This is a genomic window from Sphingobacterium detergens (genome assembly GCF_003610355.1).
Classification (GTDB): domain Bacteria; phylum Bacteroidota; class Bacteroidia; order Sphingobacteriales; family Sphingobacteriaceae; genus Sphingobacterium; species Sphingobacterium detergens.
In genome coordinates this window covers 731,803-749,720 of the sequence record NZ_RAPY01000002.1, presented here as the reverse complement: position 1 = coordinate 749,720, position 17,918 = coordinate 731,803, and the positions used below count along the sequence as shown (strand labels likewise).

Sequence of the window (17,918 nt, the reverse complement as noted above, 5' to 3'; positions counted from 1 at the left end):
TCGTATAGAATTTTGGGTGTTACATATTAAAATGTGGCACTAACGCCAAAAGTAAATGAACGCATTGAAGGATAGGAATTGAAGTCCAATCCCACACCGGCATTAGCACTCTGGTTATTTCCGGATCTATTCTTTACCAACGCATCATTTTCATAACCTTTGGTATCCACCTCTGGATCCCAACCGGAGTAATTACTGATTGTAAATAAGTTTTCCGCCATGCCGTACACACGGATGGATTGAATTGCTTTTGTTTTCAATGGAACGGTATAACCCAATGTCAAGTTCCGTAAGCGTAAGAAAGATGCATTTTCAACAAAATGATCATTGATATACCCGCCATAACTCATATAATAAAATCCATTTCTTGGTATATCTGTGTTGGTATTAGTCGGTGTCCATCGGTTTAACGCTTCTGTACTCCGTTGCCATTCGAGATTCATACGCGTCATATTGAGCATATCGTTTCCTATATTCCCATAGACAAACGCAGTTAAATCGAAATGTTTATATGTAAATGTATTGGTCATACCAAAATTCAATTTCGGATATCCCCGACCAATGATTGTACGGTCAGCTGAGTTGATCGTGCCGTCACCATTGACATCAGCAAATTTCGGATCACCGGGATCTGCGTTAGGTTGAGGAGCATACTTCTCCCCTTGTTGAATTACACCAAGATATTTATAACCAAACAACGATCCTAATGATTCACCTACACGGATCACGGAATAAGCCTCTTCCGAGACATTACCCATTGGTTTTGAAGAAGTCAATAGTTGATCGGGTTCACCACCGAGACTGGAAACTTTATTGCGGTTCATAGCTAAGTTCAATTTTGTTTCCCAGGTAAATTCACCCGTCATATTCTTGCTGGTTACCGAAAACTCCAATCCTTTATTATTCATTGTACCCAGATTGCGCTGTCCAGAACTATATCCAGTGTAGTATGGTAGTATACTTCTTATCAAGAGATCGTTTGTCTTCTTATAATAAGCATCCAAGGTAAATGCCAATCTATTTTTAAAGAATGAAAAATCAACACCCACATTATACTGCGTGGTGGATTCCCATTTTAGTTTATCGTTTTCGGGGTAATTCGGATTTTGCTTTACACCACCCGCATTATTGACACCATCAAAAGTATAGTGTCCATTATCCATTAAACCATAGGAAGCGTAGTCCGCCACGCGGTCATTTCCGGTCTGACCGTAGCCCAATCTAAACTTTAAATCTGAAAACAGCTGTTGTTCTTTCATAAAGTCTTCATTATTGATTTTCCAGGCAAAGGCCGCCGAAGGAAAAGTTCCCCAACGGTGATTGGGACTGAAACGTGAAGAGCCGTCCCGCCTTAAGGTCGCCGTCAACAGGTATTTATCGTTATAAGCATAATTTACACGGCCAAAGAAAGAGATCACGAGATTCTCAGATTTTGCAGAATTCACACCAGTAATACTTGAGGCCATGCCTACATTATTGTACTCTAATAAATCAGTCGAAAATCCTTTGACATTTATGCCTTTATTGTTACGCACATATTTTTCGTACGAATAACCACCCATCACATTCAAGCTATGCTTTTCGTTAAATACTTTTGCGTATGTCGCGTAAAAGTCAATAAGATTATGTGTTTCATTATAGTCAGCCTGACTAGCAACGCCATCGTCGATGCCCCCTTGATAAGAATCTCTGGTCAGATAGCTGCCTAATTGGTCATGGGTAATCTCTGTCCCAGCATTCATACGTAATGTCAATTCTTTGATCGGATTGACTTCGACGAAGATATTTCCGTTTAATTTGTCGCGTTGGACGTCGTTGATTCGAGAAATTAAGTTGGCCAATGGATTATCACCTTGTCCGCCTGGAGGCCTTCCAAAGCTACCATCAGCATTATACACTGGAACTGTAGGATCATAAGTCAGGATGCTATACAATACATTGGAATTCAAAATATTCCCATCATATACCTGCATATTGGATTTCTCTCGTTGGGCAGACAAAGTTGCACCAGCTCGAATAAAATCGTTAACTTTTTGATCCACATTGATACGCCCCGATACCCGATTAAAATCCGTTGTCTTCAGAACCCCTTTTTGATCAAAATAGCCTAGGCTTGTCAATACTTTTGTTTTCTCACCACCTCCCGAAAACTGTAGGTTATGATTCTGCAAAATGCTATTGCGCATCGTCTCTTTTATCCAATCGGTATTGACATCCGACTCAAGCTGTGATTTTGTGTATACTGCATATTCCTGATTTTCTCGTCCCTTAATTTCTTTATACAATGCATTAGCCAGATTCATATATTGCTTGCCATCCAAAAAAGTGAAGGGATTAATCGGATTTTGCGTCCCCACATAACCACTATAGGTAATATTATTTTGATCTGTCTTACCTCGTTTCGTCGTAATGATGATAACACCGTTTGCACCTCTGGATCCATAGATCGCTGTTGCTGATGCATCTTTGAGAATGTCCATGGAGGCGATATCATCTGGGTTGATATTGATCCCATTATTTGTCGGGAAACCATCAATAACATATAATGGATCATTACTTCCACTGATGGAATTTGTTCCTCGAATCCGAATAGATGTACTCCCTCCGGGAGCTTTCGAGTTTTGTGTTACCACTACTCCTGAAGCTTTTCCTTGCAATGCTTGCCCGACATTACTCACGGCACCGCCTTTTGTTAGTTCATTGCTCGAAAGCGAAGCAATGGCCCCCGTCAGATCACTTTTTTTCTGCTTACCATAGCCGATCACCACTACATCTTCCAATTGGTTGACCTGATCCTCCAAGATAATAGACAGGGTTGTCGCGCCCGAAACTGACACTTGTACATCTTTTTCTACATAAGTCTGATAACCTATATAGGAAAAGGTCAATTCATAACCTTTGGCATTGGGGACTTCCGCAAAACGAAAGCTCCCGTCTGACGCACTAGAACTGCTCGTCGAAAAATTGCTTCCCGCATTTTTCAATACGATACTGACCCCAGCTAGACGCTGCCCGGCAGCATTCTTGACAATACCATTTATCGTTCCAGCCAGACATTGAAAGGACATCAGTGTCAGCAGCAGCAAAACAAAAAATGGTTTCTTGGTTAAGTTGAGTTTTACCATAATTCTATTTTTTAGGTTTGAGTATATATGTGTTCTGTTGTTTTTCCAACTTAAACGGATTTACTTCAACAATCAATTGTAGAATGGATTCAGCCAATTGTGTTTTATCCTGTAAATCCATAGCCGCATTCCTTCGGAAACGTCCTTTTAAACGATAATTCCTGACCAGTAGCGAGTCATACGATACGGGCATATCTAGTTCATGATTGATATATTGGATAATTTCGGACAAGGAAGTTTCCTCCATTTCCAACCAGTTTGCCGATTGATGAATCGTCATTGGGTAACTATATTCTTTTTCTTTCGCTGTACTTATAAGCCGTGGTAAGAAATTAACTAAACGGTCAGCTCCTTTACTAGTGTTTCCGAAGTCGGAAAGAACCATTTGCGAAGCTGCTGAGAAGTGAATTTGCTGTCCAGGTTTGAGGATTTTTACATGCTCTGCACTTTGCATGATATGTGCCACCCGTACCTTCCCTTCCAGCAACTGTACAAGGACGTCTTTAGAGCGGCTTGTGTAGTTTACAATAAATTGTGTTCCGAGTGCGGTTGTTGTCAATTGGTCACTCTCCACAATAAAAGGCTTAGATGGATCTTTTGCTACTTCAAATTGAACTTTTCCCTCCAATACCTTTACATATCTGAAATCAAGATTTGATTTTATTCTGACCTGCACCAATGCCCCCGGTGCAAGAATAAGATGAGATTCATCGTCCGTAATAATTTCTTTGGGCCGAGATAACGGATTATAATAGGTCTTCCTGATGATGTCTTGTGCAATTTGACCATGCGGTTCCTCAAACAGATTTGAGCAAAAAAACAGCAAGCCAAAGATGACAAAAACAGTAAATATCTTGGAGATATTGCCGTTCCTACGCTTAACATTTTTCTCCTGTGCAATATAAGAGGTCCAATCATCCTCCGAGATCAGGTCATCCAATAATTTCGGGTTCTCATTAAGCCAGGAGAAGACAAGTTTAGCCTCTTCCGCTGAGCATTGATTTGCCAGGAATTTATTTAATAATTGCTTACGATTCATAACAGTTGCTACCCAGTTGCGAGCAGGTATTTAACTGTTATACGAATAAAGGTTACCTTATCCCCTAAAGCAATTTGAAAAATTTTTTAATGAATTTTAAACCGATGCTGATGTGGTTCTCTACGGTCTTAGGCGAAATGGATAATTTGACGGCAATTTCTTTGTAACTCAACTCTTCAAACTTATGTAGATAAAAGACCTGCTGCCTCATAAAGGGCATTTGCGCAATCAGCCCTTTGACATATTCCAACTCATCTTTGTAGGCGATCCGTGTTTCCATATCTTCATACTGGCTCAGCACAAAAGGTTTCTCAAAATCTACGTATTTTCGGTTTAAGGCCTGTCTGCGAAGTTCGTCGATCAACTTGGTACGCGCAATTTGAAAAAGCTGTGTACTGAATAGCACCCGCTGATCCGCCCCATTTTTACGTTCCCAAACGATCAGAAATGTTTGTTGGACAACATCTTCAGCAAGATCCGAACACTGCGTTTTGTGGTATAAAAAATAATATAATTTTCTATACCAATAACGATAGACTAGAAAAAATTCTTTTTCGTCAGTCGGTGCACGCTGTAGGATGTCATTAATCATATTCTACATTTAGATGGTCTTGCTTCCTTGTAATCACTGTTCACAATCATCACATCGGAACTCGGCCCCTGATAGATTCTTAAGTTTCGTCCATCAAGCTACCAATCTTTTTTGGCTAGTTATCCACAACTAAAGTGACTATTTTTTATCAAAAAAACAAGATAATATTTTCATCTTCAAGAAGTCACATCAAAAAACTTCAAAGAAATAACTTGTCGAGCAATTCTGTACTGCCCACATACCAATTCAGCCAAAGAAAAAGGTCTTTAGATGATAAGGTGCCCCTTATAACCCAAAGACCTTCAATACAACATCAGAACTGCTCTAGTTCGATATTTACCGCAACTAAAGCAGTTTTTATTAATAACCTGGATTTTGTTTCAGGTTAGGGTTTACCGCAATCTGTTGGCTAGGAATTGGATAAATCAAGGTTTTTGGATCTGGATCCGCTGCCTTTTCTTGCCATGCTAGTAAGAACTTGCCGAATCGAATCAGATCTTGTCTCCGCCAACCTTCCCAATACAATTCACGTGCACGCTCATCTAATAGATTGTCGAGCGTCAAGGTCGTGAAGTTAGTAACGCCACGATTAGTACGAATTTTATTGACTAAATCTAGCGCTTCTGCAGCCGAACCTGTCCCACCTCTCAACACAGCTTCGGCTTGCATTAATAGCACATCAGAGTAACGAAACACAACCCAATCGTTATTCCGTTGTCCAGTCACCGCATAGTCAAATGCATACTTCATTGGGCGGATACCTGCGGTTTCCAATGTGGCCCCGGAAGTTCTGATTGTTACTTCACGTGTGAATGATAACGGTGCTGTCGAAGGGTTTCGAGCCATTAGCGGCTTATTGGTACTCCAATTATATTGCTGTCCCGCAAAAAAACCTACATTCTGACGTTGGAATTTCTTGGTTCTATTTGAGGTAGTATCTGCTGGATAGTCATAGTAAATGCCTCTACGCTCATCTGTCGCTCCAAATTTATCATAGTAATCCGAGAGTGTACACCAGCCATTCCATCCTCCTGGATTCAGATTATAATGGGCAACTGTATTCCAGGTTCGATCCACGTTACCGCCTCGTTCTCCGTTTTTATTGAATAAGGTATAGATATTCTCAGTCGATTTTTCATCATTATCCGGGGCAAAATTATCAAAATACTTTCCTTTTGCAGATACCGTATATGCTCCACTTGCGGTGATTTCTTTGGCTAAAGTAACTACTTTATTCATGTCCTCTGCCGCAAAAGTTGGGGTTTGCCTAGTTAAAAATGCACCCTTATTCAAGTAGATTTTCATCAATAATGTTCTTGCGGCATTCCTATTGGCTACATAAGCCGCTCTTGGCCCATTTGCGGGCAAACTACTTAAGATTTCGTTGAGTTCTTTTACCATAAAATCAATGGCTGCCTGCGGTTGTAATACATCTGGCGCTATTTTAAAATCTTCTAGTGAAGGGCCCTGTCGGAAAGGCACTACTCCATAGAGATCCAAGAGATCAAACATAGCCAAAGCGCGGATAAATCTTGCTTCTGCAGCCTGCTGTGCATTTGGATTGCTACGCACAACAACACCTGCGTTGTAAACTGCAGTACCCAAACTGACAAAAGTATTATTCATATAACCATTATCTGCATTCCAGGTATGAAGATGGATTGCCCGGTGCATTCCGTTATCATCCCAATCGCCACCACGCGTAGGGGCCATCGCCGCATCCGTCGATATTTCCTGCATCACCCAACGTTGCTCCTGTTGATAAGGCGTATTCAAAGAATTATAAGCAGTCACTAAGAGCGCCCCCGGATCTATAGCCGATGTTCCCTCCTCCAGTTCGCCTCTAAATTCTTCCTTCAGTTTTGTACAAGAGAACGTACTTGTAACAACTGAACCGATTATTCCGATATATAATAAAGTTCTTAATTTCATCTGTCTTATATTTTTGTTATCCAATGACATTTAACAATATACTTATAGTGAGAAGTTCACCCCCAATAGAATATTTCTGGCTGGAGGATAAGGCAAATACTCGATACCCAATGATGGGATACCATTATTGGAACCGTCGGTATTAACCTCCGGATCGAAGCCTGTATATTTAGTTATGATAAAGAGGTTTTGTCCGGTGAGGGAAACATTTAAATTTTTAAGTGTTTTCCCTACGTTGCCCACCTTATAGCTCAATGTCAAATTAGCCATTTTTAAATAATCTCCTTTTTCCAGATAACGTGTTGAGGCTGACGCTGAATTCGATGTGGATTCTTTAACAGATGTATTAAAGAAAGCCGAGCCGATATTACGGGAAGACAAATTACTGATGCCTAAAGTTGTCGCGGCAGTGTTATTGAACAGGTAATGCCCAAGTGCACCATTCATATTGGCCGCCAAAGAAAATTGCTTATAGCTAACATTGGTCGAAATACCTAGCAAAGTAGTAGGATTAGGACTATTCATATAGAATTTATTACTAGCGGGGTCATTCGTTGTATTGATGCTCCCGTCGTGACCACGATACATACTTGTCCCTGTCTGCGGATCAATACCCTGATAATCGGCCAAATACCATACATTTAATGGTTGTCCATTGACCATGCGCTGTCCCAATACACCTGAGAAACCTTGTCCTCTCAATGCACCAGTTTCATAATAACCGACCAAACCACTCACACTATTTTTTAGGAATGTAGCATTACCGGTCAAATCCCAAGTCCAGTTGTCATTTTTCACAATTGTACCTGTCAATGCAATCTCTACCCCTTTATTGACAATTTCACCATCCAAATTTACCCAGATACGTCCAGCAGGGCCATCCTGTGCTAATGTTTGTTCAAATAAAGCATCCGTAGTTTTCTTATTAAAATAGTCTATTGAGCCGTACAAACGTCCTTTTAATACAGAGAAATCAATACCAGCATTGAGGGTTGTAGAGGTTTCCCATTTTAGGTCTCTATTTTGAAAGTTGGCTCTACCTACACTTTGATTGCCGAACGTAAATCTATTCAAGGAGGCACCTGAAGGGAATTCTTGATTCCCTGTTTTTCCCCATCCTATTCTAACTTTCAACTGATCAAAAATTCCGCTGGATTTCAAAAAATCTTCCTGCGCCACATTCCAAGCGATCGCAAGGGATGGGAACATTGCATATTTGTTATTAGCACCAAATTTAGTTGACCCATCTCGTCGCGCTGTCGCTGTAAATAAATAGCGATCCAAATAATTAAATCCACCGCGTAAGAAAAATGACTGCAATTGATTGGTCGGACTTCTGTAAGAAGCTATTTCCCGGGTTGAAACTGTCGAGTATTGCAAATAATCAAAGTAATCTAATCCCATATACTTAAATCCGCCACCGAATGAGATGTTGTTGTTGTAATTATAATCCAAATACTCATAACCAGCAACAGCGTTTACACTCCAGTCGTCGTTGATTTGTTTGTTGTAAGAAAGCATATGTGTCATCTGCAAATTTGTCTCGCCATTATTAGAGATAAATGCTTGCTCATTATTCACTGCCGATGGATCAATTAACCCGGCTCTATACATACCCTCACGGTTACCGGTTTGTCGCATGGCGCTATAGATAAATCGGTATTCTAAATCATCCGTAATTTTATAGTAAGGCGCCAAATTGACCACCATGGTGTTTGTCGTTGCTACGTCCTTGAACGCTTCGATACTGGTCAATGGATTACGCGTGGTTGAACTAACAAAGGTTAAATTGCCTTTATCATCGCGCAATGGTCTTGTTGGATTCCATTGTAGCGCCTGGGAGATTACATTACCTTCTGACCCGACAGTTGCGTTGATTGGCGCATATTTGTTATCCATTTGAGTTAAAAACGCAGCAAAGTCAAGTCCTAATCTTTTGTTTTCCAAAAAACGAAAATTACCGCTAAAATTTGCTGTATATTTCTTCAATTGGGATCCACGGATAATACCATTTTGGTTTAGATATCCACCCGATAAACGATATTTCCCGTGCTCAGTACCCCCGGCTACATCTGCATAGTAATTTTGGGTAATTGCTTTTCTTGTAATTGCTTTAAAAGCATCTTCATTACCGCCAAAGTCAGAATTTGCTACTTCAGAAGGCGTATAATAATTTAACGCTTCTCTAAAGCGCGACGCATTTAGCACATCTGGATATTCACGCATCGTAGATACCCCCGCTGATGCACCAACAGAAATTTCCGGCGGTCCGACTTTTCCTTTTTTCGTTGTGATGATAACAACTCCATTTGCTCCACGTGACCCATAGATTGCTGTAGCGGAAGCATCTTTCAAGATATCCATGCTTGCAATATCACCTGGATTCAGGTAAGTCAATGGGTTCCCTCTATCCGAGGAAAATCCGCCCCTACCCTCCGGCAATGGTGAGTTACCTGACATTGGCACCCCATCAAGTACAAATAACGGATTGTTGCTCGCCCGGATCGATGAGTTACCACGGATACGTACTGTGGTTGATCCACCCGGCTGCCCCGTGTTGTTAATAACCATTACACCAGGAGTTTTTCCCTGAATCAATTGATCAGGGCTCGTCATTATACCTTTATTAAAATTCTTGGCACCAATCGTTACCATAGATCCCGTCAGGTCTCTTTTGCGAGCAGTACCGTAACCAATAACAACCACTTCATCCAACCCCTGATTGGAGCCCGGTTCAAGTGCAATGGTCATGTCGTTGCCTGCAATTGGCACTTCCTTGGTTGCATAGCCAATATAGGATACCTCAAGTGATTTCGCATCAGTACTGATATTTATTGAAAATCCACCGTCAGCATCGGTGGTTGTTGCTGTAGTACTCCCTTTTACTTTAATGGTAGCACCAGTCAATGGACTTTGGGTCTCATCCACGACCTTTCCTTTCAGCACCCTGGTCTGGGCTACCGCAAAAAAGGTTGTAAGCAGTAATGCTGGCATCATTACACATTGCGCAAGTAGTTTGTTTTTCATACGCTTCTAAATTGGTGGTTTAATTGATTATATTATGTTGAACTTTGTCCTGTTCAAATAATGTTAAGTGATTTCAAAATCTATCGCAATCAAAAATTTCGTGCTTCATTAGGCACCCGTCAAATAGCGACAACTGACCTTCTTAAAACAACATACTTCGAGAGAAACCAAATTAGAAACAGTGCAAAAAGTTAAGACATTGAAATATAGCATCGTCAACGCTAAACATTGAGAAGAAACTCGCTGAAAAATAAGATTACAGGTTTTCACTGTCATAATTTTAGGGCAAGACATACGTTTATATTTGGTTATTATCGTTCCATAAAAATGAGAAAATCTTTACTGCAACCCCAATCATAGCGTCTCAATTTTATATCACAGTGTATCAGCAAAACTCTTTTTTTTCTTTTTTATTGACTATTTTTAGAGATACATTATCAATTTTGCGCGTAATAACCCTTATACCTATACTCTATCTCCTACTTGTATGGACTAACCTACAGGCGCAATCGTTCTATTTTAAAAATTATCAACCCCACGATGGTCTCTCCAATAGTTCTGTTAAGTGTATTACACAAGATACCCAGGGCTTTCTTTGGCTAGGGACTAGGAATGGTCTTAATCGTTTTGATGGCAATCAATTTAAGATATTTAGGCACAATGCTTCCGATCCCACAAGCATCGGGAGTTCATCTATTTTAAGTATCCTTACCGATAGCAAAGGTGTACTATGGGTGGGAACAACACGGGGGACCTATTGTTACAATCCGGTTAAGGAAAACTTCCAACCATTCAATAGAATACCGATTGGAGAGGTAAATGCCATACATGAATATGCCGGCTTTATCTGGCTGCTTTCCGCCGGAAAACTCTATCGTTATAATCCTTACACGACGGAGATCGTTCCTTTTGATCAAAACAAAAATACCCTAGTGGCCATTACCAGTAGCAAAAAAGGCGGGCTGTGGACCACAGATATTAACAGTACGATAGAACGGTATCAGGTCAACGAAGGCAGGTTTGTTCAAATTGCAGTCAAAAAAACAAATCGGAAAGCACTTGCCAACACTAAGACCGTCTACGCCATCAACGACTCCCTGCTCATGGTCGGCACCATCAATTCATCCTACCTGTTTGATTTTAAAAACGGAACTTTAAAAAACTTATTTGCAAACCATTACCCCAAAAAAGTCATCCAGGCAAATTGTATTATCCAACAGGCAGAGTCAGTATACTGGATCGGAACAGAGACGGGAATATATACCTATGACATTCATACCGGTCAGAGCCAACACATCAAAAAAGATCTGCTCAATCCATTTGCCATATCGGACAATGCTGTTTTGAATTTCTATCGGGACCGTGAAGATAACATCTGGTTTGGAACATTTTTCGGCGGTTTTAACCAATACAGCAACCAATTCGACAATTTCAAAAAGTACTTATATGGATTTGGAAAATCTGCTTTATCAGGGAATATCGTACACGATATAAAAAAAGATAACTATGGAAATTTCTGGATAGGTACAGAAGATGGTGGTCTAAACAAAATAGATGCTCAAACACAACAGATTCAGCATTTTGTTGCCAATGGAAAAAAGGGAAGTATTGCGCATAACAATGTCCATGGCCTGGCAACAATCGGCGATGAACTCTGGGTAGGCTCCACAACACATGGACTGGATATACTCGACGTAAAGACCGGAGAATTAAAAAAGCACTACGACCGCATCGGTAGAGGTCCCTTGCAAAGCAGCTTCGCCGTTTGCATCTTTAAGTCCAGAGACAACAGCATGTTTGTAGGAACAGACCGCGCATTATATGGCTACAATAAACACAATGACAATTTTGACCTCCTCCCCATTAAAGCCTGGATACAAGGAATTTACGAAGACGAATATGGTATACTTTGGGTCAATACGTATGGCAGTGGAGTCTACCAATATAATCGCGGTACAGGCGAAATACAACATTTAAGCTCCGAACAAGGTAAGCGCAATACGCTCGTCAATAATTACGTCAACGGTTTATTTGAAGATAGCAAAAAAAATCTCTGGTTTTGTACCGAAAGTGGTCTTTCAAAATACCGTCGTGACGGGCGTTTCACCAACTATCTGACCGAATCGGGTTTACCTTCCAATCAAGTATTTAAAGTACTGGAAGACGATAATAACAGTATTTGGATATCAACAGGTGGTGGATTGGTCAGACTGGACGGAAATATCCCCCATATGGTCATCTATACATCGAGAGACGGGCTTCCCGCGGATCAGTTTAACTATAATTCAGCATTTAAAGATAAGGACGGCACATTATATTTTGGTACCATAAAGGGAATGGTAAGCTTTAACCCAACAAAATCCATTAAGAATAGCTTTATTCCACCTATATTCATTAGTGACATTCAGATCAACAACGAAAGCATACCAGTTCGTGAAAATGGCATACTGAAACAATCCATCTCGCTATCAAAAGAGATTCAACTGTCCTATAACAGTTCCAATATCAGTTTTAATATCGCAGCCTTGAGCTTTGTTTCCCCAAAAAGCAATGCCTATCGTTATATCATGGAGGGGTATGATAAGGGCTGGACGGATATTACAGGCAACCAAAGGATATATTACAATAAACTTCCTCCCGGAACCTATACCTTTAGATTTAAAGGGGCTAACAATAATGGAATATGGAATCCAACTGAAAAAGAACTGCGTATTGTAGTGTCTCCCCCTTGGTGGTTGTCTTCATGGGCATACTTTGCTTATTTCTTCGCTGTTAGCACCATTGTTTTGTTGATTTTAAGATATTACTTCCTGCTTATTAAGGCAAATAATGCCCAGAAAATGGACAACTATGAACGTAAAAAAGAACAAGAAGTATATAATCTTAAGCTTGAATTTTTCACCAATCTCGCCCATGAGATCCGGACGCCATTGACTTTAATAAAAATGCCACTCGAGAAACTCATCCGCACACAACAATTCACGGATAGCGAAACAGCGAGTGATCTTGCTCTTATGGAGAAAAATACCAGCAGGCTTATCCGTCTCACCAATCAACTTTTAGATTTCAGAAAAGCAGAAACAAATAATATGAGCCTTATTTTCACTAAAACGGATATCAACAGTTTGTTGTCCGATGTATTCAATGATTTGAACTCCCTGGCAAAAGAAAAACTGCTGCATTATGATCTTTCTTTGCCCCGTGTTACACTAACAGCCTTTGTAGATGAAGAGGCTCTGCGCAAAATTCTCACAAATTTAATTCATAATGGCATAAAATACGCCGACAATCATGTACATATCAAACTGCTTCCCTTCAACAGTGATGATATCATGTTTAATATAGAGTTTCGAAACGATGGCGAAATCATCCCTTTTGACAAAAGAGAAAAGATCTTTGAGCCATTTTATCGCCTTAATGAGTCTGATAAAGATACTGGTACTGGCATTGGTCTTCCACTCTCCCGCTCACTTGTGGAGCTTCATCAGGGTTCCTTATCGCTAGTTTATACCGAAGAACACAGAAATATTTTTCTACTTTCACTTCCTATCTTTCAGGAACAGTCGCTCGATATCAAACCTTTTCTCGAAGAAAATTACAGGACTGAAGAACGTGGAATGTACACCAAAGAGGAGGAAGCTACTGAAAAACCGGTGATTCTTATCGTTGAAGACAATAAGGAAATACTCGCCTACCTCAACAAGGAACTCAAAATAAACTATACCATCCTAAGAGCTAACAATGGAGCTGAAGCTCTTGAGATATTGGACCGCGACAATGTACAGCTTGTTCTGACAGATATCATGATGCCTATTATGGATGGCATTGCACTATGTAAGCGCATTAAGACAGATATTCTCTACAGCCATATTCCAGTAATATTCCTGACCGCAAAAAATGCACTGGATGCTAAAATTCAAGGGCTGAAGATCGGGGCAGATGCTTATATTGAAAAGCCTTTTTCCATGGAATTTTTAATGGTACAGCTACGTAATATTTTAAACAATCGAAAAATAATTAAAAATTACTTTACCAACTCTCCAAGTGCACATTTAGCCGAAATTAATGTTTCCGCACCTGATAAAGACTTTATAAGTTTGCTCAATACCGTAATTTATGACAATATCTCAGATATCGATCTAAATGTCGAAGAACTTGCTAAGTTAATGAATATGAGCCGTCCGACTTTATATCGTAAAATTAAGGGGCTCTCTGATCTGACGCCAAATGAACTGATTAACATATCACGTTTAAAAAAGGCGGCCGAACTGCTTACCCAGAAAGAATATAATATTACACAGATCTCCACGATGGTAGGTTATACCGTACAATCAAATTTTTCCAGAGATTTTCATAAACATTATGGAATGCCACCGAGTACGTATATAATCGAACACAGTAAACAATAAACGGAACCCAATTTTTACCTCCGGTATTTATTGCTATAAGAAAATTGGGAACCAAGTGAAGGTAACTACTGCTTACGTTTTGCAACAAAAAACAGCCCCGACAAGATATATTTGCCGGGGCTACTTTCGCCCAACGGTTAAAAACAGCTGGCACAATTGTACTTATCTAAGTAACTTATTCCTGCACTGGCACCAACGTAAGCGATGCAATTTCTGGTAACATATCACCTTCAATTGCCGCTGCCTGTAATGTTACCCTGGTGCTCGGTTCGCCAATAACCTGCTGCGATACTTCCACCATACCCAGTTCCACTTCTTTAAATCCTGTTCCATTTTCTGCCCCAAAAGCAAATGGAAGCTGCTGTCCAAGTGCCGAAAGTATCACCTTACCTTTGTGTTTTGCATTTGGCAAATAACTGATCAATACACGGTATTTACCCGGTTTTTGGATTTTGATGTCCCAATAGATCCGGTCATTGCTATCTTTCCATTGTCCGATGGCATTTGGACGATTGGGATCATGTGTCGTTGCACCAATGATTTTAAGGCCTTTTCCATCTTGCAATTTAGCGTTATTTGCATTCATCACAATACGCCCATCCGCCTGAGTTTGCGTCAAATTCTCTTCCACATCCGGTTTGCCCTGAATTTCGACAACAATTACCTTCGGTCCTTTTTCTATGTCAAAAACATCAACCGGAATCACAGGTCTTCCCTTATCTATCGTAACATTCAGCTTGGTTTTAGGGCTTGCCATCGCATAGGCGACTTTGACTTTGTTTTTGATCGGTAGATCAATTTTTCCGCTGGCAGGTCGATCAAATATATGTAAATACAATTTACCTTCTTTTTGGGTGCAATAACCCCAGTCCAATGCCTGAAAAGGGCTTGCTTTAGTACCATAGATTGCCTCCTTATTGACCTGCATCCAGTCACCTATACGCTCCATAATTCTAATTGCTGGTGCGGGAATGGCTCCATCCCCATCCGGTCCTACATTGAGCAGAAAATTACCGCCTTTGCTTACCGTTTCTACAAATAATTGCATGATTTTAGGAAAGCTCTTCCAATTTTGATCGTGTGCACTATAGCCATAACTTTCGTTCATGGTATGACTAACCTCCCAATCCATCCCCGGAAGCCCTGTTGGTGGAATATATTTTTCAGGGGTTCCAATATCACCATTTTTGTTTTCTAACCCATCCCAAAACCGATTGTTGATAATGATATTGGGCTGCCATTTGATCAGATCTGTCAACATGCGTTTTGTTCCCCAAGCCTCACCTTGGTGCTGTTTGCTGCTAAAGTCGGGCCATAGCATATCCAGCTGACCATAATTCTGAGCAAGTTCTTTGACCTGTCCATAGAGATACTCCTTGTAACGGTTATGATCAGGTTGATGATTATCTGTGTTAGGATTCAGATTAAAAGCTTCGTAAGAATCTGGATGCTGCCAATCGAGTAAAGAATAATAAGCACCTACTTTCAGTCCTTCCTGACGGAATGCTGTCATGATCTCTTTATATAAATCCCGGCCTTTTGGGGATAAGTTGGCACTTCCTGTAATATCATTTTTTACAGCGTATGGTTGCTGGCTATTAAATAGGCTAAAACCTTCATGGTGTCTGGAAGTCAATACCATATATTTCATTCCTGCTTTTTTGGCCAAACGTGCCCAGGCTTTAGGTTCAAACGAACGCAGGGTGAACTTTGGTTTCAGCACCGCAGCGTACTGCTTGCTGGGGATTTTCCCCCAGGTCTGAATCCATTCGGCATAATGTTGCGGATATTGCTTTCCTTCAAAACTACCCCCAGCTGCACTATACAGCCCCCAGTGGATAAAAAGTCCAAAACGTGCTTCTCTAAACCATTCCATCCTTTTATTCTGGCTTTCGGTCCATCCGGGCACACCTTCATAAGGTATTGATTTTGTCTGGGCAAATGATCCCTCGGTCATACACAAAAGCATTCCCACTGCTGCTGCGCATTTCCATTTAAAAAAATTAAGTGTCATTATTATATTGTGTTATACATAAAAGTTCATCGCAAAAGAGCCTTCGCTAAAAAGTAAATTGGCGTTACAAATTAGGTCTAGTAATTGTCATCCCGCAAAACAACTGTTAAATATATCAAATCGAAGCTAGTCTTTAAAATTATTCTAGCTAATCAGGTATTTATTTTACAATGTGATAGTAACCTGATTGCGATGAGATTAAGCCATAAAACAAGCGGGCCTTTAAAAAAAAAGGCCCGCTTGTTTTATTATTTGTCCCTGAATGTGGCAATGTTTACATCCCGAAATATTAAGTTATTATCGCCCACAATACGTATCCGAGTCATTGGTTCCTCCGGAAAAAACAAGCTGGTCATTGCGGTTAATCCATTATCAGCAAAGAGCTCTACGGAACTGACATCAATATATAGGCTTAATGATAATGTTTCGCTATTGGATAGTCGCCCCGCTATGCTTCTTTTTGGAAAATCTGCATTGAAAGCAATTTCGCCAGATTTTGAACGATCAATATAATAGGCATCCTGACCTTTGTCATAACCGACAACCAACTCATTTCCAACAGCATTAGACAAAATAAGTTTAAAATTCTGTACTTTTAGCTTATTGATCTCCAACCGAAATGCTTGTGGCAGCTGCTCTTGCACCGTTAGTTCTTTTGATTGATTTGCCTGATATTTTTTTACAGACTGAAATGCTTTAGCCACCTCGGGTGCTGCTGTGCTGCTTACATAATATTTTTGATCTACCTTTTGCAAAGTCAATTCACGTGGGATTGTCGAAGATGAGCGCCAGCGCGTCGTTGGCACCACATTGGCATATTGCCAGTTGCTCATCCAACCGATCATCAGGTGCCGTTCTCCTAAATTGCTCCAGGTTACACCAGCGTAGTTATCTGGCCCCCAATCTAACCATTTGACTGATGTATCTGCGGGCTGAAATTGATGTCCATCGAAATCACCGACAAAATATTGTGTTACCGAACCACCATTGGGGCCTCCCGGATTGATGCTGACCAATAATACCCATTTGGTTTCACCGTTATATTTCATTGGAATCAGGTCAGGGCATTCCCAGACTCCACCATGTGCGCCCACTTCCTTACCAAATTCGCTCTCCTTTTTCCACTCTTTTAAGTCTTTGGATGAATAAAAGGTGATGCAATCTTTGGTCGCTAAAGTCATAATCCAGCTTTTTGATTTTTCGAACCACATCACCTTTGGATCCCGAAAATCCCAGATTCCTGGATTTGGCAATACTGGGTTACCTTTATATTTGGTCCAGGTTGCTCCCTGATCCAGGCTATAGGCCAAACTCTGATTTTGGTGCAGGCCCGTTTTTCGGTCTTCCTCCTGATGGTTGTGATGCGTAAAAATAGCGACCATAGCCCCTTTTCCAAACCCAGCAGTATTATTCTTATCAATCACTGCACTTCCCGAAAAGATCGTCCCCAGGCTATCGGGATATAAAGCAATTTTTTGTTCGTCCCAATGAATCAGATCCCTACTAATGGCATGCCCCCAGTGCATGGGACCCCAAACAGATTTTTCGGGGTTATGCTGAAAAAAGAGATGGTAATTTCCATTAAGATACACCATTCCATTGGGATCATTCATCCAGCCCTGCTTGGGGGTAAAATGATAGATCGGCCTGTATTTTTCAACAGGCTCATTCATGTCTCGCTGTCCTACTTGCGCAAAAGCCGAACTCAACAAACTCGCAAAGAGCATGATGGTTCCATATTTCTTTATTCTATTCATATCTTATTAAGTTTTTATATCAC

At 40.5% G+C, this 17,918-nt stretch carries 8 protein-coding genes; 1 reads left to right on the top strand and 7 read right to left on the bottom strand.

Annotated features, from left to right (window positions below):
• Positions 1-26: 26 nt before the first annotated feature.
• The 5 genes from DFQ12_RS15125 to DFQ12_RS15105 all read right to left on the bottom strand — a co-directional run bounded on the left by DFQ12_RS15125 (position 27) and on the right by DFQ12_RS15105 (position 9,715).
• Entirely contained in the window at positions 27-3,125 is a 3,099-nt protein-coding gene (locus tag DFQ12_RS15125; protein WP_120259885.1) for a SusC/RagA family TonB-linked outer membrane protein, read from the bottom strand.
• A gap of 4 nt (positions 3,126-3,129) precedes the next feature.
• Positions 3,130-4,164: a FecR family protein gene (locus tag DFQ12_RS15120; protein ID WP_120259884.1), complete on the bottom strand. Its 1,035-nt coding sequence runs from the start codon at positions 4,162-4,164 to the stop codon at positions 3,130-3,132.
• A gap of 64 nt (positions 4,165-4,228) precedes the next feature.
• Positions 4,229-4,756 carry an RNA polymerase sigma factor gene (locus DFQ12_RS15115; protein WP_120259883.1) on the bottom strand — a complete coding sequence of 176 codons (528 nt, stop codon included), beginning with the start codon at positions 4,754-4,756 and terminating at the stop codon, positions 4,229-4,231.
• Between the two features lie 360 nt (positions 4,757-5,116).
• Positions 5,117-6,688 (bottom strand): RagB/SusD family nutrient uptake outer membrane protein, encoded by a 1,572-nt coding sequence (locus tag DFQ12_RS15110; protein ID WP_120260030.1) that lies wholly within the window; start codon positions 6,686-6,688, stop codon positions 5,117-5,119.
• Between the two features lie 42 nt (positions 6,689-6,730).
• Positions 6,731-9,715 carry a SusC/RagA family TonB-linked outer membrane protein gene (locus DFQ12_RS15105; protein ID WP_120259882.1) on the bottom strand — a complete coding sequence of 995 codons (2,985 nt, stop codon included), beginning with the start codon at positions 9,713-9,715 and terminating at the stop codon, positions 6,731-6,733.
• Between the two features lie 443 nt (positions 9,716-10,158).
• Here DFQ12_RS15105 and DFQ12_RS15100 point away from each other — a divergent pair, with 443 nt between their 5' ends.
• Positions 10,159-14,124: a hybrid sensor histidine kinase/response regulator transcription factor gene (locus tag DFQ12_RS15100; protein ID WP_244211753.1), complete on the top strand. Its 3,966-nt coding sequence runs from the start codon at positions 10,159-10,161 to the stop codon at positions 14,122-14,124.
• A gap of 175 nt (positions 14,125-14,299) precedes the next feature.
• Here DFQ12_RS15100 and DFQ12_RS15095 read toward each other — a convergent pair whose 3' ends face one another.
• Positions 14,300-16,138 carry an alpha-L-fucosidase gene (locus DFQ12_RS15095; protein WP_120259881.1) on the bottom strand — a complete coding sequence of 613 codons (1,839 nt, stop codon included), beginning with the start codon at positions 16,136-16,138 and terminating at the stop codon, positions 14,300-14,302.
• Positions 16,139-16,386: 248 nt separating this feature from the next.
• Complete coding sequence (locus DFQ12_RS15090; RefSeq protein ID WP_208642561.1) at positions 16,387-17,895, bottom strand: glycoside hydrolase family 32 protein; 1,509 nt, start codon at positions 17,893-17,895, stop codon at positions 16,387-16,389.
• Positions 17,896-17,918 lie beyond the last annotated feature (23 nt).

Excerpts from the sequence above, each read along its gene's own strand:
- DFQ12_RS15105 (WP_120259882.1), bottom strand. The coding sequence starts at position 9,715 with ATGAAAAACAAACTACTTGCGCAATGTGTAATGATGCCAGCATTACTG.
- DFQ12_RS15095 (WP_120259881.1), bottom strand. The coding sequence starts at position 16,138 with ATGACACTTAATTTTTTTAAATGGAAATGCGCAGCAGCAGTGGGAATG.
- DFQ12_RS15120 (WP_120259884.1), bottom strand. The coding sequence starts at position 4,164 with ATGAATCGTAAGCAATTATTAAATAAATTCCTGGCAAATCAATGCTCA.
- DFQ12_RS15125 (WP_120259885.1), bottom strand. The coding sequence starts at position 3,125 with ATGGTAAAACTCAACTTAACCAAGAAACCATTTTTTGTTTTGCTGCTG.
- DFQ12_RS15110 (WP_120260030.1), bottom strand. The coding sequence starts at position 6,688 with ATGAAATTAAGAACTTTATTATATATCGGAATAATCGGTTCAGTTGTT.
- DFQ12_RS15115 (WP_120259883.1), bottom strand. The coding sequence starts at position 4,756 with ATGATTAATGACATCCTACAGCGTGCACCGACTGACGAAAAAGAATTT.
- DFQ12_RS15090 (WP_208642561.1), bottom strand. The coding sequence starts at position 17,895 with ATGAATAGAATAAAGAAATATGGAACCATCATGCTCTTTGCGAGTTTG.